General features: G+C 61.3%; 24 protein-coding genes. 9 read left to right on the top strand and 15 right to left on the bottom strand.

Annotated features, from left to right (window positions below; translation table 11 throughout):
• The first annotated feature begins 201 nt into the window (after positions 1-201).
• Together KL786_RS09520 and KL786_RS09515 are read left to right on the top strand one after the other, a co-directional pair.
• The gene (locus KL786_RS09520) at positions 202-1,170 is read left to right on the top strand and encodes a hypothetical protein (protein WP_215517442.1); all 969 of its coding nucleotides are present in this window, start codon (positions 202-204) and stop codon (positions 1,168-1,170) included.
• 87 nt (positions 1,171-1,257) lie between these two features.
• Entirely contained in the window at positions 1,258-1,878 is a 621-nt protein-coding gene (locus KL786_RS09515; RefSeq protein WP_252193660.1) for a transglycosylase SLT domain-containing protein, read from the top strand.
• A gap of 38 nt (positions 1,879-1,916) precedes the next feature.
• On the opposite strand, the gene KL786_RS09510 is transcribed toward KL786_RS09515, so the two are convergent.
• Together KL786_RS09510 and KL786_RS09505 are read right to left on the bottom strand one after the other, a co-directional pair.
• Positions 1,917-3,086, bottom strand: a complete 1,170-nt coding sequence (locus tag KL786_RS09510; RefSeq protein WP_215517440.1) for a hypothetical protein — start codon at positions 3,084-3,086, stop codon at positions 1,917-1,919.
• Positions 3,087-3,100: 14 nt separating this feature from the next.
• A complete protein-coding gene (locus tag KL786_RS09505) occupies positions 3,101-3,988 on the bottom strand; it encodes a nitrilase family protein (RefSeq protein WP_215517439.1) in 888 nt (295 codons plus the stop codon).
• Between the two features lie 181 nt (positions 3,989-4,169).
• Here KL786_RS09505 and KL786_RS09500 point away from each other — a divergent pair, with 181 nt between their 5' ends.
• The 3 genes from KL786_RS09500 (at position 4,170) to KL786_RS09490 (ending at position 6,677) form a co-directional block, all read left to right on the top strand.
• Positions 4,170-4,514: an FKBP-type peptidyl-prolyl cis-trans isomerase gene (locus tag KL786_RS09500; protein WP_090290830.1), complete on the top strand. Its 345-nt coding sequence runs from the start codon at positions 4,170-4,172 to the stop codon at positions 4,512-4,514.
• 112 nt (positions 4,515-4,626) lie between these two features.
• On the top strand, positions 4,627-5,847 hold the full coding sequence (locus KL786_RS09495; protein WP_215517438.1) for a putative DNA modification/repair radical SAM protein: 1,221 nt from the start codon (positions 4,627-4,629) through the stop codon (positions 5,845-5,847).
• Complete coding sequence (locus KL786_RS09490; RefSeq protein WP_215517437.1) at positions 5,844-6,677, top strand: TIGR03915 family putative DNA repair protein; 834 nt, start codon at positions 5,844-5,846, stop codon at positions 6,675-6,677. Before KL786_RS09495 ends, KL786_RS09490 begins: the two co-directional genes overlap by 4 nt.
• Positions 6,678-6,744: 67 nt before the next feature.
• Here KL786_RS09490 and KL786_RS09485 read toward each other — a convergent pair whose 3' ends face one another.
• The 7 genes from KL786_RS09485 to ctlX all read right to left on the bottom strand — a co-directional run bounded on the left by KL786_RS09485 (position 6,745) and on the right by ctlX (position 12,691).
• On the bottom strand, positions 6,745-7,242 hold the full coding sequence (locus tag KL786_RS09485) for an Lrp/AsnC family transcriptional regulator (protein ID WP_029296543.1): 498 nt from the start codon (positions 7,240-7,242) through the stop codon (positions 6,745-6,747).
• A gap of 14 nt (positions 7,243-7,256) precedes the next feature.
• Positions 7,257-8,099 (bottom strand): ABC transporter ATP-binding protein, encoded by an 843-nt coding sequence (locus KL786_RS09480; RefSeq protein ID WP_252193659.1) that lies wholly within the window; start codon positions 8,097-8,099, stop codon positions 7,257-7,259.
• 3 nt (positions 8,100-8,102) lie between these two features.
• Positions 8,103-8,816: an ABC transporter permease gene (locus tag KL786_RS09475; protein WP_065943687.1), complete on the bottom strand. Its 714-nt coding sequence runs from the start codon at positions 8,814-8,816 to the stop codon at positions 8,103-8,105.
• Positions 8,813-9,514: an ABC transporter permease gene (locus tag KL786_RS09470; protein WP_215517436.1), complete on the bottom strand. Its 702-nt coding sequence runs from the start codon at positions 9,512-9,514 to the stop codon at positions 8,813-8,815. The genes KL786_RS09475 and KL786_RS09470 overlap by 4 nt, the downstream gene beginning before the upstream one ends.
• 155 nt (positions 9,515-9,669) lie before the next feature.
• Complete coding sequence (locus KL786_RS09465) at positions 9,670-10,449, bottom strand: ABC transporter substrate-binding protein (protein WP_215517435.1); 780 nt, start codon at positions 10,447-10,449, stop codon at positions 9,670-9,672.
• Positions 10,450-10,706: 257 nt separating this feature from the next.
• Entirely contained in the window at positions 10,707-11,753 is a 1,047-nt protein-coding gene (gene ocd / locus KL786_RS09460; RefSeq protein WP_032860180.1) for an ornithine cyclodeaminase, read from the bottom strand.
• A gap of 11 nt (positions 11,754-11,764) precedes the next feature.
• Positions 11,765-12,691, bottom strand: a complete 927-nt coding sequence (gene ctlX, locus KL786_RS09455) for a citrulline utilization hydrolase CtlX (protein ID WP_215517434.1) — start codon at positions 12,689-12,691, stop codon at positions 11,765-11,767.
• A 224-nt stretch (positions 12,692-12,915) separates the two neighbouring features.
• Between ctlX and KL786_RS09450 the strand changes: the two genes are divergently transcribed.
• Positions 12,916-13,806, top strand: a complete 891-nt coding sequence (locus KL786_RS09450) for a GNAT family acetyltransferase (RefSeq protein ID WP_215517433.1) — start codon at positions 12,916-12,918, stop codon at positions 13,804-13,806.
• Between the two features lie 65 nt (positions 13,807-13,871).
• Here KL786_RS09450 and KL786_RS09445 read toward each other — a convergent pair whose 3' ends face one another.
• The 5 genes from KL786_RS09445 to KL786_RS09425 all read right to left on the bottom strand — a co-directional run bounded on the left by KL786_RS09445 (position 13,872) and on the right by KL786_RS09425 (position 20,072).
• Positions 13,872-14,891 (bottom strand): branched-chain amino acid aminotransferase, encoded by a 1,020-nt coding sequence (locus KL786_RS09445; RefSeq protein ID WP_065943689.1) that lies wholly within the window; start codon positions 14,889-14,891, stop codon positions 13,872-13,874.
• A gap of 230 nt (positions 14,892-15,121) precedes the next feature.
• On the bottom strand, positions 15,122-16,501 hold the full coding sequence (gene lpdA, locus KL786_RS09440) for a dihydrolipoyl dehydrogenase (protein WP_215517432.1): 1,380 nt from the start codon (positions 16,499-16,501) through the stop codon (positions 15,122-15,124).
• 3 nt (positions 16,502-16,504) lie between these two features.
• Positions 16,505-17,776, bottom strand: coding sequence for a dihydrolipoamide acetyltransferase family protein (locus KL786_RS09435; protein ID WP_215517431.1), 1,272 nt, complete (start codon positions 17,774-17,776; stop codon positions 16,505-16,507).
• Positions 17,777-18,835: an alpha-ketoacid dehydrogenase subunit beta gene (locus KL786_RS09430; protein ID WP_032860175.1), complete on the bottom strand. Its 1,059-nt coding sequence runs from the start codon at positions 18,833-18,835 to the stop codon at positions 17,777-17,779.
• Between the two features lies 1 nt (position 18,836).
• Entirely contained in the window at positions 18,837-20,072 is a 1,236-nt protein-coding gene (locus KL786_RS09425) for a 3-methyl-2-oxobutanoate dehydrogenase (2-methylpropanoyl-transferring) subunit alpha (protein WP_215517430.1), read from the bottom strand.
• Positions 20,073-20,268: 196 nt separating this feature from the next.
• Here KL786_RS09425 and bkdR point away from each other — a divergent pair, with 196 nt between their 5' ends.
• Positions 20,269-20,754, top strand: coding sequence for a Bkd operon transcriptional regulator BkdR (gene bkdR / locus KL786_RS09420; RefSeq protein ID WP_032860173.1), 486 nt, complete (start codon positions 20,269-20,271; stop codon positions 20,752-20,754).
• Between the two features lie 37 nt (positions 20,755-20,791).
• On the opposite strand, the gene KL786_RS09415 is transcribed toward bkdR, so the two are convergent.
• Positions 20,792-21,655, bottom strand: a complete 864-nt coding sequence (locus KL786_RS09415) for an MBL fold metallo-hydrolase (protein ID WP_215517429.1) — start codon at positions 21,653-21,655, stop codon at positions 20,792-20,794.
• Between the two features lie 94 nt (positions 21,656-21,749).
• Between KL786_RS09415 and KL786_RS09410 the strand changes: the two genes are divergently transcribed.
• Both KL786_RS09410 and KL786_RS09405 read left to right on the top strand, forming a co-directional pair.
• Complete coding sequence (locus KL786_RS09410; RefSeq protein WP_032860171.1) at positions 21,750-22,085, top strand: ArsR/SmtB family transcription factor; 336 nt, start codon at positions 21,750-21,752, stop codon at positions 22,083-22,085.
• A gap of 50 nt (positions 22,086-22,135) precedes the next feature.
• Positions 22,136-23,380: an NAD(P)/FAD-dependent oxidoreductase gene (locus KL786_RS09405; protein WP_215517428.1), complete on the top strand. Its 1,245-nt coding sequence runs from the start codon at positions 22,136-22,138 to the stop codon at positions 23,378-23,380.
• The last annotated feature ends 6 nt before the right edge of the window (positions 23,381-23,386 follow it).

Raw genomic sequence — 23,386 nt, 5'->3', positions numbered from 1 at the left:
GGTTCTTCGCGAGCAAGCTCGCTCCTACAGAACAGGGCGTGTCTGGCACATGTGGAGTACGACAACAGAGCCTGAGCATAGTGCAGAGCCAATCACCCTGGCGGGGTGCGAATGCACCAGTGTACCTAGTGCAATTGTGCCGAGACCGCAGCCACCGACCTGGACACACTGAAGGCCTACTCATTTGTCCAAGGATCGATCATGACCACCCTCTATGAAACCAACCGTTCGCCGTTTCGCGTGTCCTGGGGCTCGGTACTGGCCGGTAGTGCAATTGCCCTGGTGACCTATCTGGTACTGAGCGTACTGGGCACCGCCATCGGCGCCAGCGCGGTCGACGCGATGCAGGCCGGTAACCCGTTGAGTGGTTTTGGTACTGGCGCTGGTATCTGGCTGTTTGTCTCCACGCTGCTGGCGATTGGCGTGGGTGCCTTCGTTGCCGGGCGCACGGCCCCGGATCGCGGTGGCCTGCATGGCATCCTGAGCTGGACCATCACCACCTTGCTGACCACCTGGCTGCTGGCGGCGTTGGCCACCAGCGTTGTCGGCGCAGCGGGCAATGTCGTAGGCAAAGGCCTGTCGGCGGCGGGCAGCGGGATTGCCGCCGTGGCGCCGGGTATCAGCGACAGCGTCAAGCAGCAGTTGAACGAAAAGGGCATCAGCCTGGATTGGGACAGCTTGCAGGGCGAACTCGACACCTTGCTCAAGCAAAGCGGCAAGGCTGAGCTGGATCCGGCCACGGTCGAGCAGAAAGCCGAGCAGATTGGCGCTGATGGCAAGCAATCGGCCACCGATGCAGCAACCGACCCGGCCCAGGCTGCGACCGAACTCAAGCAATGGTTCGAGCGCGTCAAGGCTTCCGGTGAGCCTGCGTTGAATGCGGCGGACAAAGAGGCGCTGGTCAACATCGTCGCGGCCCGCACCGGCAAGAGCCAGGCCGAGGCCAGCCAGATTGTCGAGAACTATGCCCAGGCGTATCAGCAGGCCGTGCAGAAAGTCGAAGAGCTCAAGGCCCAGGCTGAACAAAAGGCCCGCGAAGCCGGTGAAATCGCGGCTAAGCAACTGTCCCGCGCGGCCTGGAGCACATTGCTGATGTTGCTGTTGGGGGCTGCATTGAGCTTTGGTATGGGGCGCCTGGCCATTTCGACTCGTAAAGTGCCAATGGCTTGATCAAGGTCAATTGATGTCTTAGCGGCATCACCTTGCGTGAGCGCGTAAACTGTCGACCTTTTACGCGCATCACGCAAAGGTATGCTTTTGACCCCGCTAAAAACCACAACCCTGCTGTTACTCACCCTCCTGCTGGCAGCGTGCGGCACCTCACCGCCGCGCACGCCCAATGATATCTGTGGCATCTTCCGCGAAAAGGATGACTGGTACGACGCGGCCAAAGTCACCCAGAAGCGCTGGGGTGTGCCGATCCAGGTGCCGTTTGCCATCATGTACCAGGAGTCGGGCTTCCGGCAGAACGCCAAGACCCCGCGTAAATACCTGTTGTGGATCATTCCCTGGGGCCGTGTCAGCACCGCTGCCGGCTACGCCCAGGCCAAGGATGAAGTGTGGGGCGACTACCAGAAAAGCACCGGCCGCAACTGGGCCAGCCGCCAGGACTTCGACGATGCCATCGACTTTGTCGGCTGGTACATGGACAAGACCGCCACTATCAACGGCGTGTACAAATATGACGCTTATGGCCAATACCTGAACTACCACGAAGGCTGGGGTGGGTACCGTAACCGCACCTATGCCAGCAAGGCGTGGCTGTTGCCGGTTGCCGGCAAGGTCAAGGCCCGCTCCGATATGTATGCGCGCCAATATGCGGGGTGCAAGGCGGACCTGGAGCGGGGGTTCTGGAGCCGGTTTTGGCGGTGGTTGTGAGTGAGCGCGGGTAAGGCTCATGGGCCTTACCCGCGTGTTTACGCGACCAATCTTCCAACCAAAGGCACAATCAACAAGGTGCTCAGCGCCATCGAAATCACATTGCCGATGTAAGGATGAAAGTGCGCCGGCATCCGTCCTGCAATTGCGCAGGCCAATGGCGGCGCAACCAGCGCCCCGAGCAATGCACTTGAGCCGATCACCATCCAACTGCCGCCATGGGTCAGCACTGCCGCTGGCACGACCGACACCAACGGCACATAGGTGGGATACCAACCGCGCTTGATCCACTGGCTGCGCCAGATCACCACGCCCAGTGCCGAAGTCAGCGCCTGGGCGCCGACCAGTTGCAGCACCAATCCCGAGCCATAGGCGGCGCTCACGGGGTTCAAGGCATACGCCAGCAGGACCCCGGCCAGCAGGCCGAGGCTGGCCCACTCATTGCCGAAAAACGGCGCTTCGGAAAAATCAGCCAACACCCTGCGCAGGCTCCAGGCCACGCCATAAGATGGTGGCTTGGCCGGGGCGGGCCTGGGCGGGGCGATATAGCCGGAACGCACCAGCACCGGTACGCGTCGGCACACGACAAAGGCAATCACGCTGCCCACCGCCATGCCCAGTACGTTGCCAATCACGACAGGCAAACCCAGCGGGACACAGACAAAATTGACGATCAGCAAGCACGTTGGCGTGACCAGTAGCGCGCCCAGCAACGCGCCGTTGAGCGTGACCTTCCAGCCGTCGCCAAACATCAGCACCATTGCCGCCGGCAATGACACAAACGCCGCAAAGGTCGGCTGCCAGGTAGCGGCGGTGACCGTCCACCCCCACAGCAGGTTACTCAGCAGCAGGCCCAGAAGGGAACTGGTTACCAGCCACGGCCATAACCCACTGCCGTAGCAAATCGCAAAACCCTGCCAGCGCTTGCCGGTTCGGCTGGCCCACCAGGCCAGGTATGCACCCGCCAACAAACCGAGGGAGGCCAGTTCATGCTTGTAGAAGGCCATCTCGCTGATATCCCCCACTACCCAGCGTAGCCAGGCGATGGGCTCCGGAAAGCCCGCCACCATATCGTTGTAGCCGGGCCAGGAGCCTTGGTGTGTGAATGCAATCCAGAGGATCAGCAAGGCGCTGATGAGCCCTAGTATGATGACCGCCGTATCGATCGATGATCGTTCGGTGCCGGGTTTCAGGAACAGGTTTTCCATGATCCACCGTCCTTTTAGCGTGGCAGGGCGGGGTGTTGGGAATACCCGAGCATCTGATCGTAAAGATCATTGCGCCGATCACGTTGCAGGTCATTGAGGCTGTTCCAGATCGGCGCACTGCGGGCACTGGTCAGGTCGATATCGGCGAACAGAATTTCCTGGCGGTTGGCCGACGCCACTTTGCCGATGGGCCAGCCATTGGTCCCGGCAATCAACGAGCAGCCCAGGTAGCGCGCGTCGCGCTCTTCACCGATACGACTGGCAGCGGCGATGAACACGTTGTTGACGTGTGCCGCAGTCATGGTCAGATAGGACGCCATGCATTTGCCGGCCTCATCGAACAGCGGCGGCGGTGTCCACACCCAGTTGTTGAGGCTGCAAATAATGTCGGCGCCTTGTTGGCTGAGGATGCGTGGTACTTCCGGGAACCAGATATCCCAGCAGATCAACAGGCCAATCCGCCCGATAGGTGTTTCAAACACCGGAAACCCCAGGTTGCCGGGGGTGAACCAGAGTTTTTCCAGGTTCCACAGATGAGCCTTGCGGTATTTGCCGATCAACCCATCCGGCCCCAGCAATACCGCAGTATTAAACAGTTGCCGGCCATCGATCTCATTCAGGCCCGCCACCAGATACACCTGGTGCGTGGCGGCAAACGCCATCCAGGCCTGCACACTGGCGCCGCCTGGAATGACCTCGGCATGCTCGAATGCATCCTGGCGGCTGCTGAAGAAATAGCCGCAGTTCGACAACTCGGGCAGTACGATCAGGTTAGCCCCACCGTTGACGGCCTCGGCGGCCAACGCCAGGCTGCGGCGTAGATTGCTTTCGCGGTTACCCAGGCCGACCTGGGGGGCGAACTGCACGACAGCGACGCGGACAGGGCTTGTTGGTTCGCTCATTGCGGGTGACCTCTTATTGTTATGCAACCGGGGTGGTTGGTTTTTCATAAGAGGGGAAAAAATGGGTGAGGTTAAGTCAGATGCTTCTGGCTGAGCTGTAGCCTGGATCCTTTAGAGGGCGCTTGCCAACGGCGCTTGATTCTGGGAAAAAGCCAGCCTGTATGAACCCAACGAGACCCCCATGAGCAACGAAGAACTGCAAATCACCGACCTGCGCCAAGGCGACGGAAAAACCGTGGTCAAGGGGGCGCTGATCACCACCCAATACACCGGCACCCTGGAAGACGGCACGGTGTTTGATTCCTCCTGGGAGCGGGGCAAGCCGTTCCAATGTGTGATTGGTACTGGTCGAGTGATTAAAGGTTGGGACCAGGGTTTGATGGGCATGCAGGTCGGTGGTGTGCGCAAGCTGTTTGTACCGGCGCATCTGGCCTATGGCGAGCGGGCGATGGGTGCGCATATAAAGCCCCATAGCAATCTGCATTTTGAGATCGAGTTGCTGGAAGTGCTGACTCGCGATGATTGAAGGTCCAAGACCCGACTCCTACAGTGATTTGTCCTACCGTTCGCCTGTCTCCCCTTGAATGGCGGGTGTTGCTGCTGATACTGTATAAAAATACAGTATTCGGTAGCCCGCCATGCAGTTGATCGAAAAACTCAGCATCCTTGCCGATGCCGCCAAGTACGACGCGTCCTGCGCCAGCAGCGGTGCGCCCAAGCGCAGTTCCGAGGGCAAGGCGGGGCTGGGCTCGACCGACGGCATGGGCATCTGTCACAGCTACACCCCGGACGGGCGCTGTGTGTCGTTGCTCAAGGTATTGCTGACCAATTTCTGCCTCTACGACTGCCAATACTGCGTCAACCGCCGCTCCAGCGACGTGCCCCGTGCGCGGTTCAGCCCGGAGGAGGTGGTGACGCTGACCCTGGACTTCTATCGGCGTAATTGTGTCAGCGGGTTGTTTCTCAGTTCGGGGATCATCCGTTCGGCGGACTACACCATGGAGCAACTGGTACGGGTCGCCAAGTTGCTGCGCGAGGTGCATGACTTTCGCGGTTATATCCACCTCAAGACCATTCCCGAAGCGGATCCTGCATTGATTGCCGAGGCTGGGCGTTACGCCGATCGCTTGAGCGTGAACATTGAACTGCCCACCGATAAAAGCTTGCGGATCCTGGCGCCGGAAAAGCAGATCGGCTCGATCAAGCAGGCGATGCAGACGATTTTCACCGGCGAGCAAACCGTGCTCAACGAGCCCCGCGCACCACGTTTTGCCCCGGCGGGGCAAAGCACGCAGATGATTGTCGGTGCCGATGACACGGACGACAGCACCATCCTCCACGGCGCCGAGGCGTTGTATGGCAACTTCAAGTTGCGCCGGGTGTATTACTCGGCGTTCAGCCCGATTCCCAATAGCCCGAAAAGCGTGCCCCTGGCGGCGCCGCCGTTGATGCGCGAGCACCGCTTGTATCAAGCGGATTTCCTGCTGCGCAGTTATGGTTTTCGCGCCAATGAACTGTTCGCGGGGCCGGGGGATCTGGCGCTGGATATCGATCCTAAGCTGGCCTGGGCCCTGGAGCATCGCGAGGTGTTCCCGCTGGACCTTAACCGTGCCGAGGCGACCTTGATCGCGCGTATCCCGGGGATAGGCCTACGCACCACCGAGCGTCTGGTGGAACTGCGTCGACAGCGCAAGATCCGCTTTGAGGACCTGGCGCGCATGCGCTGCGTGCTGACCAAGGCCAAGCCGTTTTTCATCACCAGTGACTACCATCCCCAGCAGGCCGAAAGCACCAGCGTGCTGTTGCGCGAGCAGCTGCGTGATCGTCCGCAGCCGCAACAGATGGGGTTGTGGGGATGATCAGCCTGGAATGCGACAACCTGTTCAGCACCTGGCGCGAGCAGGCGCGTTGGTTGCTCAGCCATCAGATCGACCCCAGCCATGTCAGTTGGGGCGAAGTGGAAGTGGCGGACCTGTTCGCCACCGATGAGCATTACCCAGCGCACAATGGCCCGTTCCAGGCGCGTATTCCCAAGACCCTGCTGGAACTGCTGGAAAGTGCCGCCTGCTACCACGGCGAGCAGCGTTGGAGCCTGCTGTACGAAGTGCTGTGGCGCGTCAGCCATGGCGACCGCACGGCGATGATGGCGGGAGATCAACTGGGCAGCGAACTGCAGCGCCGGATCAAGCAGGTACGACGCGAAGCCCACCACCTGCATGCGTTTGTGCGCTTTATTGCCCTGCCGGCGGCAGCGGGCCCGCAGATGCCGGAATACGTGGCGTGGCATGAGCCGGCCCACGACATTTTGCACAGTGCCAGCCAGCACTTTGTCGGGCGCATGGGCCGTCATCGCTGGATGATCGCCACGCCACTGGATGGGGTGTATTACGACGGTGAGCAGTTGATTCATCAACGCCAGTGCCCGGAGCAATGGCAGCAGTTGGCACAGAATGTCGAAGATCCACACAGTGCCATGTGGCTGACCTACTACAGCCATATCTTCAACCCGGCGCGGTTGAATCCCAAGGTCATGGAAGGGCACTTGCCGAGCCGGTTCTGGAAGAATCTGCCGGAGGGCAAGTTGATACCGGGGTTGATCAGTGAGGCGCGGACGGGGAAGCAGCGGGATGGGCAGGCGAGCCTGGTGGCGGCTCGGCGAGGTAAGAAAATATCAAGCGGGCACAGTTAAATGTGGGAGCCAGCTCCCACACAAGCTTGCTCCCACAGTTGATCTCTGTTGTGTCAGGGGGTGGTGATTAGGCCAACTCAGTCGCAGTGTTTTTCACCACCGCCAACTCCGGATGTGCCACTAATTTATCAATGTGCAGCTCGTCATTGTTCAGCCAGGTTTCCGTCAACACGCGGTAGTGCTCCATGTCCCGGCAGCGCATGCGCAGGCTGTAGTCGAACGGCCCGCTGATCAACTGGCATTCGAACACCTGCGGGCACGCCTTGACGCAGGCTTCGAAGGCTTTTTGCGCCGAGCGCCCGCTCTGGTTGGACAGGGCCACCAGCACCAGCAGCGACAACCCCGGCGAGACCATCTGCACATCGATGATCGCGCCATAGCCACGAATCACTCCGCGTCGCTCCAGCTTGCGCACCCGTTCCAGGCAGGGCCTGGGCGTGAGGTGTACCAGCGAAGAGAGCTTTTCGTAGGTGATACGTCCCTGATGGCGCAGGACATCGATGATGGCTTCATCAATGCGATCCAGCGCAGGGGAGGAGTGGGGTCCGTTGGCCTTGGTATCCATGGTCGATTCTGTATTCACTTCAAGCGGTTGGAGAGAAATTGCTGCAAGCGTTCGCTGTTGGGATGGTCGAGGATCTCGGCGCTGCCTTGCTCTTCGACGCGGCCCTGGTGCAGGAATAACACCTGGCTGGACACTTGCCGGGCGAAGCCCATTTCGTGGGTGACCATGAGCATGGTACGACCTTCCTCGGCCAACGTCTGTATGACTTTGAGGACTTCTCCTACAAGCTCTGGATCCAGCGCCGAGGTCGGTTCGTCGAACAGGATAATCTCCGGCTCCATGGCCAGGGCCCGCGCGATAGCCACCCGCTGTTGTTGGCCACCGGAGAGAAACGCCGGGTATTGATCAGCGACCCGCCCCGGCAGGCCGACTTTGTCCAGATACATCCGTGCGCGTTTTTCCGCTTCGGCGGCGCTCACGCCCAGCACCCGGCGCGGCGCCATGCAGATGTTTTCCAGCACCGTCATGTGGCTCCACAGGTTGAAGTGCTGGAACACCATGGCCAGGCGCGTACGCAGGTTCTGCAGTTGTGCCTGGTGCGGCGCCTGTACGCCGGCGCGGCCCCGGCGCATTTCAATGCTGATGCCATCCAGGGTAATCACCCCGGCGTCGGGTTGTTCAAGGAAGTTGATGCAGCGCAGCAGGGTGCTTTTGCCGGAGCCGCTGGCACCGATCAGGCTGATCACATCGCCCTTGCTGGCGTTGAGCGAAACGCCCTTGAGTACTTCATGCTCACCGTAGCTTTTATGCAGGTCTTGGACCTTGAGCTTGACGCTGGCGCTGGCCGCAACAACAGTCGGGCGGGAGACGGCAAGGTCAGCAGGGTGAGCGGCCAGGGCCTGTGCGGACTGGTTCATGGGTTAGCCTCGGGTCGGGACAAGAAAGCGCATCCAGCGTCGTTCGGCCAGTCGGAACAGGCCCACCAATGCAAAGGACAGCAGCATGTACAGCAGCGCGGCAATGCCGAAAGCCTGGAACGTCATGAACGTCTCGGCATTGGCATCGCGGGCCACCTTGAGGATGTCGGCGATGGTTGCGGTAAACGCCAGGGACGTGGCGTGCAGCATCAGGATCATTTCGTTGCTGTAGGCCGGCAACGCGCGGCGCAGTGCAGCGGGAATCACCACGAACAGGTTCATCCGCCAGCCGTGCAGACCATAGGCCCGCGCGGCTTCAATCTCGCCATGGGGGATATTGCGAATGGCCCCGGCGAAGATCTCCACGGTGTAGGCACAGGTATTGAGTACAAACGCCAGCAGCGTGCAGTTCAGCGCGTTGCGGAAAAACTGATTGAGCAGGGCGTTGTCTTGCACCATTTCCAGGCTGTACAGGCCGGTGTAGCAAATCAGCAACTGGATATACAGCGGCGTGCCGCGAAACAGGTAGGTGTAGACCTCCACCGGCCAGCGTAGCCAGAAGTGCTCGCTGACGCGGGCAATCGCCAGCGGGATCGACAGGAAAAACCCTAGGATCACCGACACGATAAACAGCCACAAGGTCATGGCCACCCCGGAAAAGCCCGAGCCATCGGTCCACAGGTACGCCAGGCCATATTGCTGGATCAGTTCAATCATCGCGCGATCCCCTTGATGCCGACGTTGTAGCGCCGTTCCAGGCGTTTGAAGATGCGGTTGGAGAGGGTGGTGATCAACAGGTACACCAAGCCCGCGAGGATCAGGAAGTACAGCGGGTCATTGGTGGTCTTGCCGGCGTTCTGCGCGGCCTTGACCAGGTCTGCCAGGCCGATGATCGACACCAGCGCCGTGGACTTGAGCAGCACCAGCCAGTTATTGCCCAGCCCCGGCAATGCAAAGCGCATCAATTGCGGGAACATCACCAGCCTGAAGCGCTGCCAGCGACTCAAACCGTAGGCGGTTGCCGCTTCCAGTTGGCCCACGGGCACACTGAGCATCGCGCCGCGAAAGTTTTCGGTGAAATACGCCCCGTAGATAAAGCCCAGGGTGATCACGCCCGCGGTGAATGGATCGATTTCGAAGTAGTTCCAGCCGAGCATTTCGGTCAGGTCATTGAGCCACAGTTGCAGGCTGTAGAAGATCAGCAGGATCAGCACCAGGTCCGGCACACTGCGGATCAAGGTGGTGTAGAGCGTGGCCGGGATACGCAGCAGTTTGTGGCTGGACAGCTTGGCACCCGCAGCGATCAGGCCCAGGGCCAGGCTCAGCACCAGCGCCAGGAACGCCAGCTTGATGGTCATCCAGGCGCCCTGGGCCAGCAGCGGGCCGAAGCCTTGCAGGTTGAGGAGTTCATTCATGGAGGGAGATCTCGATGGGCACGGTTTCCCTTTGTAGGAGCGAGCTTGCTCGCGAAGAACTCAAGGGCACCGCGTTTAATCTGGTTTTACGCGTTATCGTTGACGTTTTTCGCGAGCAAGCTCGCTCCTACAGGGAGAGAGGCTAGCTGCTGACGTTATTCGTGGTAGATATCGTCGTCGCCGAAGTATTTCTTCTGGATCTGCGCGTAGGTGCCATCGGCCTGTACGGCAGCAATGCCCTTGTTGATCAGCGCCAGTAGTTCCTGGTCGTTCTTGCGCAGGCCCATGGCAATGTCCAGGGGCAAGGTCGGGTCCTTGAAGGCTGGGCCGGACTGGTAGTCGGCACCTTCAGGCTTGGACAGGAAGTTGAGCTGGGCTTCGAGCTTGTCGGTCAGCGTCGCGTCGAGGCGGCCGTTTTGCAGGTCGGCGTAGTTCTGGTCCTGGGACTGGTACGCCTTGACCTGGGCGCCGAGCTTGGCCAGGTGCGCGCGGGCGTAGGCTTCCTGCAGCGAGCCCTGGAGCACGCCGACCTGCTTGCCTTTGAGCGATTCCGGGGTGTCGCCGAAGCCGGCGCCCTTGCGGGTGATCACCGAGGTGGGGCTGAGGAACAGGCGGTCGCTGAAGTCGATCTGTTTTTGCCGGGCCGGGGTCACGGCCATGGAGGACATGATTGCGTCGAACTTGCGCGCACGCAGCGCCGGGATCATGCCGTCGAATTCGTTGTGGACCCAGGTGCATTTGACTTCGAGCTTGGCGCAGATGGCGTTGCCCAACTCAATGTCGAAACCTTGCAGGCTGCCATCGGCGGCCACGGATTCAAAGGGTGGGTACTCGGGGAACACGCCGAAACGGATTTCTTTCCATTCCTGGGCCTGGACGGCGGTGGCGCACAAAGGCAGGAGCAGCGCGGCGATGAGTGATCGGAGCGGAGTCATGGTGTTTTCCCTATATTTTGTAATTGATGTCAGGGCAGTAGAAAGGGTGCGGCATGCATTCATTTGCTGACTCTTTGGTCGCGCTCAGAATGCTTCATGGTGGTGCGTTTTTTGTGTCGTTTACCGGGGTGTTGGCATGCGGAATACGCTGTTAAAACGCGGGCGGCAGCGGAATCGGCTGCAAGACCCGGCATATCGGCTTTTCAAACCGCCTGTCTCGGCCTGCTACTTGCGCAAAGCAGCAGGCCAGAGCGGTTTCAGGCGCGCTTTTTATGCTGTGCGGCCGGTTGCTGCGCCAGGCGCGCGAACAGGTCCTTGGGGTCGGCCAGGTCTGGCACCAACTCCAGCTCGCTGCCCACGTCGAGGGCCTTGGCCACGTCCAGCACATAACGCAGGGCCGAGTAGTCTTCGAGGGCAAAACCTACCGAGTCGAACAGGGTGACCTGGCGCGCATTTTCCCGGCCTGGCTTCTGGCCGTTGATCACTTGCCACAGCTCGGTGACTGGCGAATCCTCGGGCATATGCTGGATTTCGCCTTCGATACGGCTTTGCGGTTCGTACTCGACAATCACCCGCGCGCGCTCGACGATACGGCGGTCCAGTTCGGTCTTGCCGGGGCAGTCGCCGCCGACGGCATTGAGGTGCATGCCGGGCTCGATCATCTCGTCGGTGAGGATGGTGGCGTAGGCCTTGTCGGCGGTGACGGTGGTGACGATATCGGCGCCTTTGACCGCTTCGGCCACGCTGCCGGCCAGGATCACCTTGATCGCCGGGAAGGCCTTGAGATTGTTTGCCAGTTTGGCCATGGCCTTGGCGTCGATATCGAACAGGCGGATTTCTGTGATCCCGAGCATGGCGTGGAACGCCAGGGCCTGGAATTCACTCTGCGAGCCGTTGCCGATCAGTGCCATGCTGCGGCTGTTGTCGCGGGCCAGGTAGCGCGCGACCAGGGCCGAGGTGGCGGCGGTACGAATCGCGGTGGTCAGGGTCATCTCGCTGAGCAATACCGGTTTGCCCGTATCAACATCTCCCAGGGCGCCAAAGGCCATGACGGTGAGCATGCCGCTCTGGGTGTTTTTCGGGTGGCCATTGACGTATTTGAAGGCATACAGCGAAGCATCCGAGACCGGCATCAGTTCGATCACGCCCTCGGGCGAATGGTTGGCCAGACGTGCGCATTTCTCAAAGTCATTCCAGCGCAGGTAGTCGGCGCGGATGTACTCGGCCATCTCGGTGATGCAGGTTTGCAGGCCCTTTTGCGATACCAGGTAGCTGAGGTCGTTGACGTCGATATAACGGGTCATGGGGAAACTCCTTATTGGAATGAGGCGCGGGCCGGCAGATGCACTTCGGCCAACATGCAGCGGGCACTGCCGCCGCCGATGCGTTCGATATTGTCGATATTCACCACCACCGGGTGGGTGTGACGCTCCACATGCTGGCGCTGCGCGGGCTTGAGTGATTGCCAGGCGCTGTTGGACATCACCAGCAGCGGCTGGCCGTCGCGGTCGTGGACTTCCAGCATGTTGCCGGCGAAGGCTTCCAACTGGTCGAAGTCCAGGGGCAGGATGTCCTTGCCGGTATCGCGCAGGGATCGTTCCAGGCCCCGGCGTTCGTGCTCTTCGGGCAACGCTTGCAGGCACACCACTGACAGGTCGCGGCCCACGCTCATCATCACGTTGCTGTGATAGATCGGCGCGTGATGACGGTCGACGGCATGGAAGGCGCAGACCTGATAGTCCAGGCGCTCGGCGAACTGGCGCAGGGCGTCATGGTGGGTGCGCCCGGAATGGCAGGCATAGCTGATGCGGTGCTGGCGGTCGAGGACCATGCTGCCGGTGCCTTCGAGGAACATGTTCTGTTGTTCGAGGTGGCTGAAGTCGATGGTGCCTTTGATTGCGAAGCGTTGCTCCAGCACTTGCAGCACGCCTTTGTTGCGTTCCAGGCGGCGGTTCTGCCCTTCCATCGGGTACAGCACCAGGCTGCCGTCGGCGTGGCTACTCCACCAGTTGTTGGGGAAGATCGAGTCCGGGGTGTGGGGCGCGGGGGTGTCCTGTACCACCAGCACTTCCACGCCATGCTGGCGCAGGGTGTCGACATAACCGTCGAACTCTTCCAGCGCTTTGTGCTGTGCGGCCAGGGGATCGGCGGGCGCGCGCTGGAAGCGGTTGTTGATCGCGGTGTCCGGGTTAAAGGCAAAGTGCGCCGGGCGGATCATCAAGACGGTGTTGGTGGTTTGCATGGGGGCACGAGTCCATGAGGTTGGGCATTGAGGCTATTTTGTGCGCTCTGGCCGCAGAATCCCGGCTGAAACAAGGTCGTGCCTCAGCCGGGAAAGCTGAAAAGAGGGGTGAGGCAGCCGAATCGGCTGTAGCGTCGAGCACCGCTCAAAATGTGGGAGCTCCCACACAAGCCCACACATAGGTATTGTGGTGGCTGTCGTAACGTCGTCCGTCAGGAGGAGTCATGTCTACCGCCGTTCGCCTTGCTCAAGCCTCGGATGCCGAAGGCATCAGCCAGGTTATCCTCGCCGCCCTGCACAGCAGCAACGCTCGCGATTACCCGGCGGACGTGATTGCCCGGGTGGCGAGCAACTTCACGCCGCAGGCGGTCCTGCAATTGCTTACGCGGCGCACCGTGCTGGTTGCACTCCAGGATCAGCAAATCGTCGCGACCGCCGCCCTGGATGCCAATGTCGTACGTTCGGTGTTCGTCAATCCGGCACTGCAAGGGCAGGGCATCGGCCGCCAACTGATGGTCGATATCGAACAGCGGGCCCGTGAAGCTGGGGTCACGGTGCTGAGCGTACCGTCGTCCCTCACCGCCGAGCCGTTCTATACCAGGCTGGGGTTTCATACCGTGCGCGATGTGTATCACGGCAACGAGCGCACGCTGGTGATGGAGAAGGTGTTGTCGTCACGCCATCCCATCGGCGTCTATCGCGACCGCCAGCACCGTGCCCAGGTGGCAGCGCTGTGGCAGCAAGCGTTTGGTTATGACACGCCCCACAACCGGCCGGAACTGGCGATTGATAAAAAGCTGGCGGTCGACGATGGGCTGTTCTTTGTCGCTACCGATAAGGCGGCGGTGATCGGTACCTTGATGGCCGGTTACGACGGGCATCGTGGCTGGTTGTATTCGGTGGCCGTGCATCCTGACTATCGCCGCCAGGGCCTGGGCGCGTCATTGGTGCGGCATGGGGAACAGGCGTTGATCGCCCTGGGCTGCCTGAAGATCAACCTGCAGATCAATCTGGGCAACGATACGGTGGTGGGGTTCTACGAAGCGCTGGGGTATGGCGTGGAACCGAGGATCAGCATGGGCAAGAAGATTGCGCAGAACCTGCCCAAACCCTGAAGTCACCCCAAAACAAATGTGGGAGCTGGCTCCCACACAAGCCAGCCCCTGCATTCAGTGTTGGCTTAGACCTTGACGATCCAGCCAGCCGGCGCTTCAACGTCGCCGGACTGCACACCAGTCAGCTCTTTGTAGAGCTTCTGGGTGACCGGGCCGACGTCTTTTTCGCTGTAGAACACGTGCAGCTTGTCTTTGTACTCAATGCCGCCAATCGGCGTGATCACGGCAGCGGTGCCGCAGGCCCCGGCTTCCTTGAAGTCTGCCAGTTTGTCGATCAGCACATCACCTTCAACCACTTCCAGGCCCAGGCGGGTCTTGGCCAGCTCGATCAGCGACAGACGGGTGATGCCTGGCAGTACCGACGGCGAGTTCGGGGTGACGAACTTGTTGTCGTGGGTGATCCCGAAGAAGTTGGCCGAGCCGACTTCTTCGATTTTCGAGTGGGTGGCCGGGTCCAGGTAGATGCAGTCGGCAAAGTTGGCTTTTTTCGCCAGGGAGCCGGGCATCAGGCTGGCCGCGTAGTTGCCACCGACCTTGGCGGCACCGGTGCCGTTTGGCGCGGCGCGGTCGTAGCCGGAGATCAGGAAGTTGTGCGGGGTCAGGCCGCCCTTGAAGTAGGCGCCGACCGGGATGCAGAAGATCGAGAAGATGAACTCGGGCGCGGTACGCACGCCGATGTTGTCACCGGTGCCGATCACGAACGGGCGCAGGTACAGCGCGCCGCCGGTGCCGTACGGCGGGATGAAGCGCTCGTTGGCGCGAACCACTTCCTTGCAGGCTTCGATAAAGGCTTCGGTCGGCACTTGTGGCATCAGCAAGCGGCCGCAACTGCGCTGCATGCGGGCGGCGTTCTGGTCCGGGCGGAACAGGTTGATCGAGCCGTCCTTGCAGCGGTAGGCCTTGAGGCCTTCAAAGCACTGCTGGCCGTAGTGCAGGGCAGTGGAGCCCTCGCTGATGTGCAGCACGTTGTCGTCGGTCAGGGTGCCTTCTTGCCAGGCGCCGTCTTTCCAGGTCTGGAGGAAGCGCTTGTCGGTCTTGATGTAGTCAAAACCCAATTTGTCCCAATTGATGCTTTCGTTACTCATGACACCCTCTATCTCTTTGCAACCGCCTGGTCGAAGGCAGGCTTTCGGTTTATTTCCGGATGGGCGCAACAATACTTCATTCCGCTGCTGGTCTTCCAGTTGCATGCGGTTCCTGTAGGAGCGAGCTTGCTCGCGAGAATCGTCAACGATAACGCGTATAACCAAAATAAACGCGGTGCCCTTGAGTTTTTCGCGAGCAAGCTCGCTCCTACAGGGTTGTGTGTAGCTTTTTACAGGTGCAGGGCATGCCCCAAGGCACGCAGGGCTGCTTCCTGCACCGCTTCGCCCAAGGTTGGATGGGCATGAATGGTGCCGGCCACATCTTCCAGGCGGGCGCCCATTTCCAGGCTCAGGCCAAACGCCGTGGACAGCTCGGACACGCCAACCCCCACGGCCTGCCAGCCGACAATCAGGTGATTGTCGCGGCGCGCTACCACCCGCACGAAGCCGGTCTTGGACTCCAGGGTCATGGCCCGGCCATTGGCGGCGAACGGGAAGCTCGACACGATGCAGTCCAGGCCTGCCGCCTTGGCTTCGTCCGGGGTCTTGCCGACCACCACCAGTTCCGGGTCGGTAAAGCACACCGCCGGGATCGCCGCCGGGTTGAATTCCCGGGATTTACCGCTGATCAGTTCGGCGACCATTTCGCCCTGGGCCATGGCCCGGTGCGCCAGCATCGGCTCGCCGCTCAGGTCGCCGATGGCCCAGACATTGCGCATGCTGGTCTGGCAACGGTTGTCGATCTTGATCGCCGCACCGTTCATCGCCAGGTCCAGGGCTTCCAGGTTCCAGCCCTGGGTGTTGGGTTTGCGCCCGACGGCGACCAGCACCTGGTCGGTGTCCAGAGAGAGCGTGTCGCCATTTGGATCGCGTACCTGCAGGCTGCCACCTTCAAACCCGGTGACGCTGTGCTTGAGGTACAACTTGACCCCCAGTTGCTTGAGGGACTCGGCCACCGGTTGCGTCAGCTCGGCGTCGTAGGCGGGCAGGATGCGATCCTGGGCTTCGACCACGCTGACTTCGGCCCCGAGTTTGCGATAGGCAATCCCCAGTTCCAGGCCGATGTAACCGCCACCGACCACGATCAAGCGTTTGGGTACGCGGGTCGGCGCCAGGGCTTCGGTGGACGAGATAATCGGCCCGCCAATCGGCAGCATCGGCAGGTTGACGCTTTTTGAACCGGTGGCCAGCAGCAGGTGTTCGCACTGGATGCGTTGCTCGCCCACCTCCACGGTCTTGCCGTCGATGACCTTGGCCCAGCCATGGATCACCTGGACCTTGTGCTTTTTCAGCAGCGCGGCGACGCCAGTGGTCAGGCGGTCGACAATGCCGTCTTTCCATTCCACGCTCTTGCGGATGTCCAGGCTCGGCACGTCCACGTCGATGCCCAGGGCCGAACCCTGGCTCAGGTGTACGGTTTGCTGGAACTGTTCGGCCACGTGAATCAGCGCCTTGGACGGAATGCAGCCGATGTTCAGGCAGGTGCCGCCCAACGCCTGGCCTTCTACCAGGATGGTCGGGATGCCCAGTTGGCCGGCACGAATGGCTGCCACATAGCCGCCAGGGCCGCCGCCGATAATCAGCAGCGTGGTGTTCAATGCTTGCGACATGACTTACTCCAGGAACAGGCTGGCGGGTTGTTCGAGCAGGCCACGGATGGCCTGGATGAATTGCGCCGCGTCCATGCCATCGACCACCCGGTGATCGAAGGAGCTGGAAAGGTTCATCATCTTGCGGATCACGATCTGCCCCTTGATCACCATCGGCCGCTCGACGATGCGGTTGACCCCGACAATCGCCACTTCCGGCAGGTTCAGCACCGGGGTGCTGACAATCCCGCCCAGCGCGCCAAGGCTGGTCAGGGTGATGGTCGAGCCCGACAGCTCGTCGCGGCTGGCCTTGCCATTGCGTGCGGCAGTGGCCAGGCGGGTGATTTCCTCGGCGGTACCCCACAGGCTGCGCGCCTCGGCGTGCCGTACCACCGGCACCATCAGCCCGACGTCGCTCTGGGTGGCGACGCCCACATGCACCGCACCGAGGCGGGTGATGACCTGGGCTTCGTCGTCATAACGCGCATTGATCTGCGGGAAGTCACGCAGCGCCACGACCATCGCCCGCACCAGGAATGGCAGGAGGGTCAGCTTGCCACGGCTGGTGCCGTGTTTTTCATTGAGGTGTACGCGCAAGTCGTCGAGGGCCGTCACGTCGATTTCTTCGACGTAGCTGAAGTGTGCGGCGCGGCGGGTCGCGTCCTGCATGCGCTGGGCGATCTTGCGACGCATGCCGATCACCGGGATCTGCTCTTCGTCGTTGCGTTCGGCATACGGGTTGGCGCCGGCCGAGGCCCGCGTGGTGCCCTGTTGCAGATAGGCATCGAGGTCTTCATGCAAAATGCGCCCGGCCGGGCCCGAGCCCTGGACCAGGCGTAACTGGATCCCGGCGTCCAGCGCATGCTTGCGCACGGCCGGGGAGGCCAGCGGGCGCTCGGCGGCGTCACGGGCCACCGGGGCTTGCGCTGTTGCCACTACCGGCTTGGTCGCTGCCGGCTTGCTTTCAACCACGGGAGCCCTGGTTTGGGCTTGCGGTGCTGGCGCGGCTTGTGCAACCACCGCCGACAGCGCCGATTCCTTGGTATTGCCGGCGCCTTCCACTTCAATGCTGATCAGGATACTGCCCACCGCCATGACTTCACCCGGCTCGCCGCCGAGGGCAATCACCTTGCCGTGGACTGGCGAGGGAATGTCCACCATCGCCTTGTCGGTCATCACATCCGCCAATACCTGGTCTTCGACGACCATGTCGCCGACCTTGACGTGCCACACCGACAACTCAACCTCTGCGATGCCTTCGCCAATGTCCGGCATCTTGATAACGTGCGTGCCCATTCAGACCTCCATGACCCGTTGCAAAGCCGCGCCCACACGGGACGGGCCAGGGAAATACGCCCACTCTTGCGCGTGGGGGTAGGGGGTGTCCCAACCGGTCACACGTTCGATCGGCGCTTCCAGGTGGTGGAAGCAGTGTTCTTGCACCAAAGACACCAGCTCGGCGCCGAAGCCGCAGGTACGGGTGGCTTCATGCACCACCACGCAACGGCCGGTCTTTTTCACTGACTTGACGATGGTTTCCAGGTCCAGCGGCCACAGGCTGCGCAGGTCGATGACTTCAGCGTCGATGCCGGTTTCTTCGGCGGCCACTTGCGACACATACACGGTGGTGCCATAGGTCAGCACGGTGACGGCCGAGCCAGGGCGCACGATGGCGGCCACATCCAGCGGTACGGTGTAGTAACCGTCCGGCACCTGCGCCTGCGGGTGCTTGGACCATGGCGTTACCGGGCGGTCGTGGTGGCCGTCGAACGGGCCGTTGTACAGGCGCTTGGGCTCCAGGAAGATCACCGGGTCATCGTTTTCGATCGAGGCGATCAGCAGGCCCTTGGCGTCATACGGGTTGGACGGCATCACCGTGCGCAGGCCGCAGACCTGGGTGAACACCGCTTCGATACTCTGGCTGTGGGTCTGGCCACCATAGATGCCACCGCCGCAAGGCATGCGCATGGTCAAAGGCGCAGTGAACTGGCCGGCCGAGCGATAGCGCAGGCGCGCCGCTTCCGAGATGATCTGGTCGGTGGCGGGGTAGACGTAGTCGGCGAACTGGATCTCGGCCACCGGCCGCAGGCCATAGGCGCCCATGCCCACGGCCACACCGACGATGCCGCTTTCGGAGATCGGTGCGTCGAATACCCGCGAGGTGCCGTATTTGGTCTGCAAGCCTTCGGTGCAACGGAATACGCCGCCGAAATAACCGACGTCCTGGCCGAACACCACCACGTTGTCGTCACGCTCAAGCATCACATCCATGGCCGAGCGCAGGGCCTGGATCATGGTCATGGTGGAAGTGGTCATGGCGGTTTCCAACTCGATTTTATTGTTGTGATCGTTCATGTCAGATCCCCAACTCTTGACGCTGGCGCTTCAAGTGCTCCGGCATCTCTTTGTAGACGTCTTCGAACATGCTCGCGGCGCTCGGGATCTGGCCACCGGCCAGGGTGCCGTACTGTTCGGCTTCTTTCTGTGCGCTGATCACTTCGGCTTCCAGCTCTGCACTGACTGTGGCGTGTTCCTCTTCGGACCACTGGCCAATCTTGATCAGGTGCTGCTTGAGGCGGGCAATCGGGTCGCCCAGCGGGAAATGGCTCCAGTCGTCGGCAGGCCGGTACTTGGACGGGTCATCCGAGGTGGAGTGCGGGCCGGCGCGGTAGGTGACCCATTCGATCAGGGTTGGGCCGAGGTTGCGTCGCGCACGTTCGGCGGCCCAGGCGGAGGCGGCGTAGACGGCGATGAAGTCGTTGCCGTCCACGCGCAGGGAGGCGATGCCGCAACCCACGCCGCGTCCGGCAAAGGTCGTGGCCTCTCCACCGGCAATCGCCTGGAAGGTAGAGATTGCCCACTGGTTGTTGACCACGTTGAGAATCACCGGCGCGCGGTACACATGGGCGAAGGTCAGGGCAGTGTGGAAGTCCGATTCGGCGGTGGCGCCATCGCCGATCCACGCCGAGGCGATCTTGGTATCGCCCTTGATCGCCGAGGCCATGCCCCAGCCCACGCCCTGTACGAATTGGGTGGCGAGGTTGCCTGAAATGGTGAAGAAACCAAAGTCCTTGACCGAGTACATGATCGGCAACTGGCGGCCCTTGAGCGGGTCGCGCTCGTTGGACAGCAGTTGGCAGATCAGGTCCACCAGCGGCACTTCGCGGGCCATCAAGATGCTTTGCTGGCGGTAGGTGGGGAAGCACATGTCGTCGATGTTCAAGGCCAGGGCCTGGGCGCTGCCGATGGCTTCTTCGCCAAGGCTTTGCATGTAGAACGACATTTTTTTCTGGCGCTGGGCGACCACCATGCGGTTGTCGAAGATCCGTGTCTTGAGCATGGCACGCATGCCACGGCGCAGAATCTCTACCGGCACACCTTCAGCCCATGGGCCCAGGGCCTGGCCCTGGTCGTCGAGCACGCGGATCAGACCCTTGGCCAGGTCGGCGGTGTCGGCGGGTTCTACGTCAACGGCGGGTTTGCGCACCGTACCGGCGTCGGTCAGACGCAGGTAGGTAAAGTCGGTCTTGCAACCTGGGCGGCCAGAAGGCTCGGGAACGTGCAGGCGCAGCGGTTCGTATTGCTGGGTCATGGCTTTCTACGCTCGATCTTGTGGATTTCTTATAGTGGGCGCGCTTAGCTGACAGTCAGTCCCCGGGTAGGGGAAATCTTGTCCTACAACAATCATAGGCCGGGCTGGGGAGAATATTTATCTCTGTTTGGTTGCGCCTGAGATCATTTGCGGATAAAAAATCTGCATAAACATAATAAACAGGTGGTTTTGTCTCATGCGCAAGCTGGACCGTATCGATATCGGGATTCTCAACAGTCTTCAGGAGAACGCCCGCATCACCAACGCCGACCTCGCACGCTCGGTCAACCTGTCGCCCACACCGTGTTTCAACCGGGTCAAGGCGATGGAAGAACTGGGGCTGATCCGTGACCAGGTGACACTGCTGGACGCTGACCTGCTGGGGTTGCACGTCAATGTGTTTATCCACGTCAGCCTGGAAAAACAGAACGAACTGGCGCTGCAACAGTTCGAGGGGGCGATTTCCGACCGGCCGGAGGTGATGGAGTGCTACCTGATGGCCGGCGATCCCGACTATTTGATCCGGGTGCTGGTGCCGACTATCCAGTCGCTGGAGCGCTTCATGATGGATTTCCTGACCAAGGTACCGGGGGTGGCGAACATCCGTTCGAGCTTTGCGCTCAAGCAGGTGCGCTACAAGACGGCGCTGCCGTTGCCGGCCAATGGCATCAACCTGGGTTGATGATTGGAATGCGTTTGAAAATGTAGGAGCTGGTGTTTCACAGTTGGTTGAGGGGGATCTTCAGGTACACCACCCCGTTGTCTTCCGCCGGCGGCATATGCCCCGCCCGCACATTCACCTGGATCGCCGGCAGCAATAGCGTCGGCATGCCCAACCCGGCATCACGCGTTGTGCGCATCTGCACAAACGCCGCCTCATCCACCCCGTCATGCACATGAATATTGCCTGCTCGCTGCTCGGCCACGGTGGTCAGGCATTTGGCCGGGCGGCCTTGCGGTGGGTAGTCATGGCACACATACAACCGTGTGTCGGCAGGGAAGGCCAGCAACGTGCGCATCGAGGCATACAACTGGTGCGCATCGCCGCCGGGGAAGTCGCAGCGGGCGGTGCCGACGTCAGGCATGAACAGCGTGTCGCCGACCAGGATCATCTGGTCGTCGATCAGGTAGGCCATGTCCGCCGGGGTGTGGCCGGGCACGTGCAGGGCCTGGGCCTTGAGGTGGCCGATGTGGAAGATCTCGTTGGGGGCGAACAGGTGGTCGAACTGTGAACCATCGGCGCGGAACTCCGGCTCCAGATTGAACAGGTTCTTGAACACATCTTGGACCTTGCTGATGGACTGCCCAATCGCGATCTTGCCGCCCAACTGCCGGCGCAGATAAGGCGCGGCAGAGAGGTGATCGGCGTGGGCGTGGGTTTCCAGCAGCCATTGCACTTGCAAGCGGTGCTCAACCACAAAAGCGACCAGCCGCTCGGCCTGCGCGGTGCTGGTGCGCCCGGACGCCGGGTCGTAATCGAGTACCGAATCGACGATGGCGCAGGGGCCACCGTCGGCTTCATAGACGATATAGGTCCAGGTCGACGAGGCCTCGTCCAGGAAGGGTTGAATCAGCGCTGACATGACGGCGGTCCCTGATGGCTAAAAAAAGGCGTGATATTCACTTTATGTTTAAACATAATGTTTTGAGCTTAAGTGAGAGAAAGGACCGAGGCAAATGGAATCCAGTCTGAGTGAAGGCGAAGTCGCCCAGTTGCGTGCATCGGCGTCCAAGGCGTGCACCTTGCTCAAGGCCCTGGCCAATGAGGACCGGCTGTTGATCCTCTGTCAGTTGACCCAGGGTGAACGCAACGTCGGTGAGCTGGAAACCATGACCGGCGTGCGCCAGCCGACGTTGTCTCAGCAGTTGGGGATCCTGCGCGATGAGGGACTGGTGGCGACTCGCCGTGAAGGCAAGTACATCTTTTACGGGCTGGCCAGCCACGAAGTGATTCAAGTGATGAAAACCCTCTCCGGGTTGTACTGCGGGGCGGTGATAAAAAGCTGGGCGTGACGCCATGCGGCAGCGACCCTTGTGTGCATTGATTCAAAAGGCGATAGACCATGAACGAGCAACACTGTGGCCCAACCATCAGTGGCGATATCGTAGTCATCGGCGGCGGCTCGGCAGGCATCGGCCTGCTGGCCAGCCTGCTCAAGCGCGACCCGCAGCTGAATATCATCCTGATCGAACCCAGCGCCGAACATTACTACCAACCCGCCTGGACCCTGGTGGGCGGCGGCGCCCATGACATTCGCAAAACCATGCGGCCCATGGCCCGGGTGCTGCCCGATGGCGTGACCTGGGTCCAGGCGGCGGTCAGCGAGCTGCTGCCCGACGAGCAGGCCCTGCTGCTCGACAGCGGCCAGCGCGTGACCTGGAACAACCTGATTGTATGCCCGGGCCTGCGCCTGGCCTGGGAGAAAATCGAAGGCCTGGAGCAGACCCTGGGCCACAACGGCGTCACCTCCAACTACAGCTACCAGCACGCGGCCTACACCTGGCAGTTGGTGCAACAGCTCAAGGGTGGCAAGGCGATCTTCACCCAGCCGGCCATGCCGATCAAATGTGCCGGCGCGCCGCAAAAAGCCCTGTATCTGTCCTGTGATCACTGGCTCAGGCAAGGCGACCTGCACCACATCGAGGTTGAGTTCAACCTGGCGGGCGCGGCCCTGTTTGGCGTCGCGACCTTTGTCCCGCCGTTGATGAAGTACGTCGAGAAATACCACGCGCGGTTGGCCTTCAACTCCAACCTGATCAAGGTCGATGGCCCGGCGCGCAAGGCCTGGTTCGAGGTCAGGGACGCCGAGGGCAATGTCAGCGTCGAGGAAAAAACCTTCGACCTGCTGCACGTAGTCCCCCCTCAAATAGCCCCGGACTTTATCCGCCACAGCCCGTTGGCCGATGCTGCCGGCTGGTGTGAAGTCGACCCTCACAGCCTGCAACAGGTGCGCTACCCGCACATCTTCGCCCTTGGCGATGTGTGCTCCACCAGCAATGCCAAGACCGCGGCGGCGGTGCGCAAGCAGATCGTGGTGGTGGCCGAGAACCTGCTGGCCCTGCGCAGACAGGCGCCGTTGCCGCTCAAGTACGACGGCTATGGCTCCTGCCCGCTGACGGTCGAGAAGGGCAAGGTGGTGCTGGCCGAGTTCGGCTATGGCGGCAAACTGTTGCCCACGTTCCCCCTCGACCCGACGGTGGCGCGGCGCTCGGCGTGGTTGCTCAAGGCGACGCTGCTGCCGTGGTTCTACTGGAACGGCATGCTCAAGGGCCGCGAGTGGCTGACCCGTCTGGCCAAGGTGGATTGAGAGAAC

The organism is Pseudomonas sp. TAE6080 (genome assembly GCF_018732265.1).
Taxonomy (GTDB): Bacteria; Pseudomonadota; Gammaproteobacteria; order Pseudomonadales; family Pseudomonadaceae; genus Aquipseudomonas; species Aquipseudomonas brenneri.
Note: the sequence above shows the minus strand (reverse complement) of the source record. Positions and strands in the feature narration are given on the sequence as shown.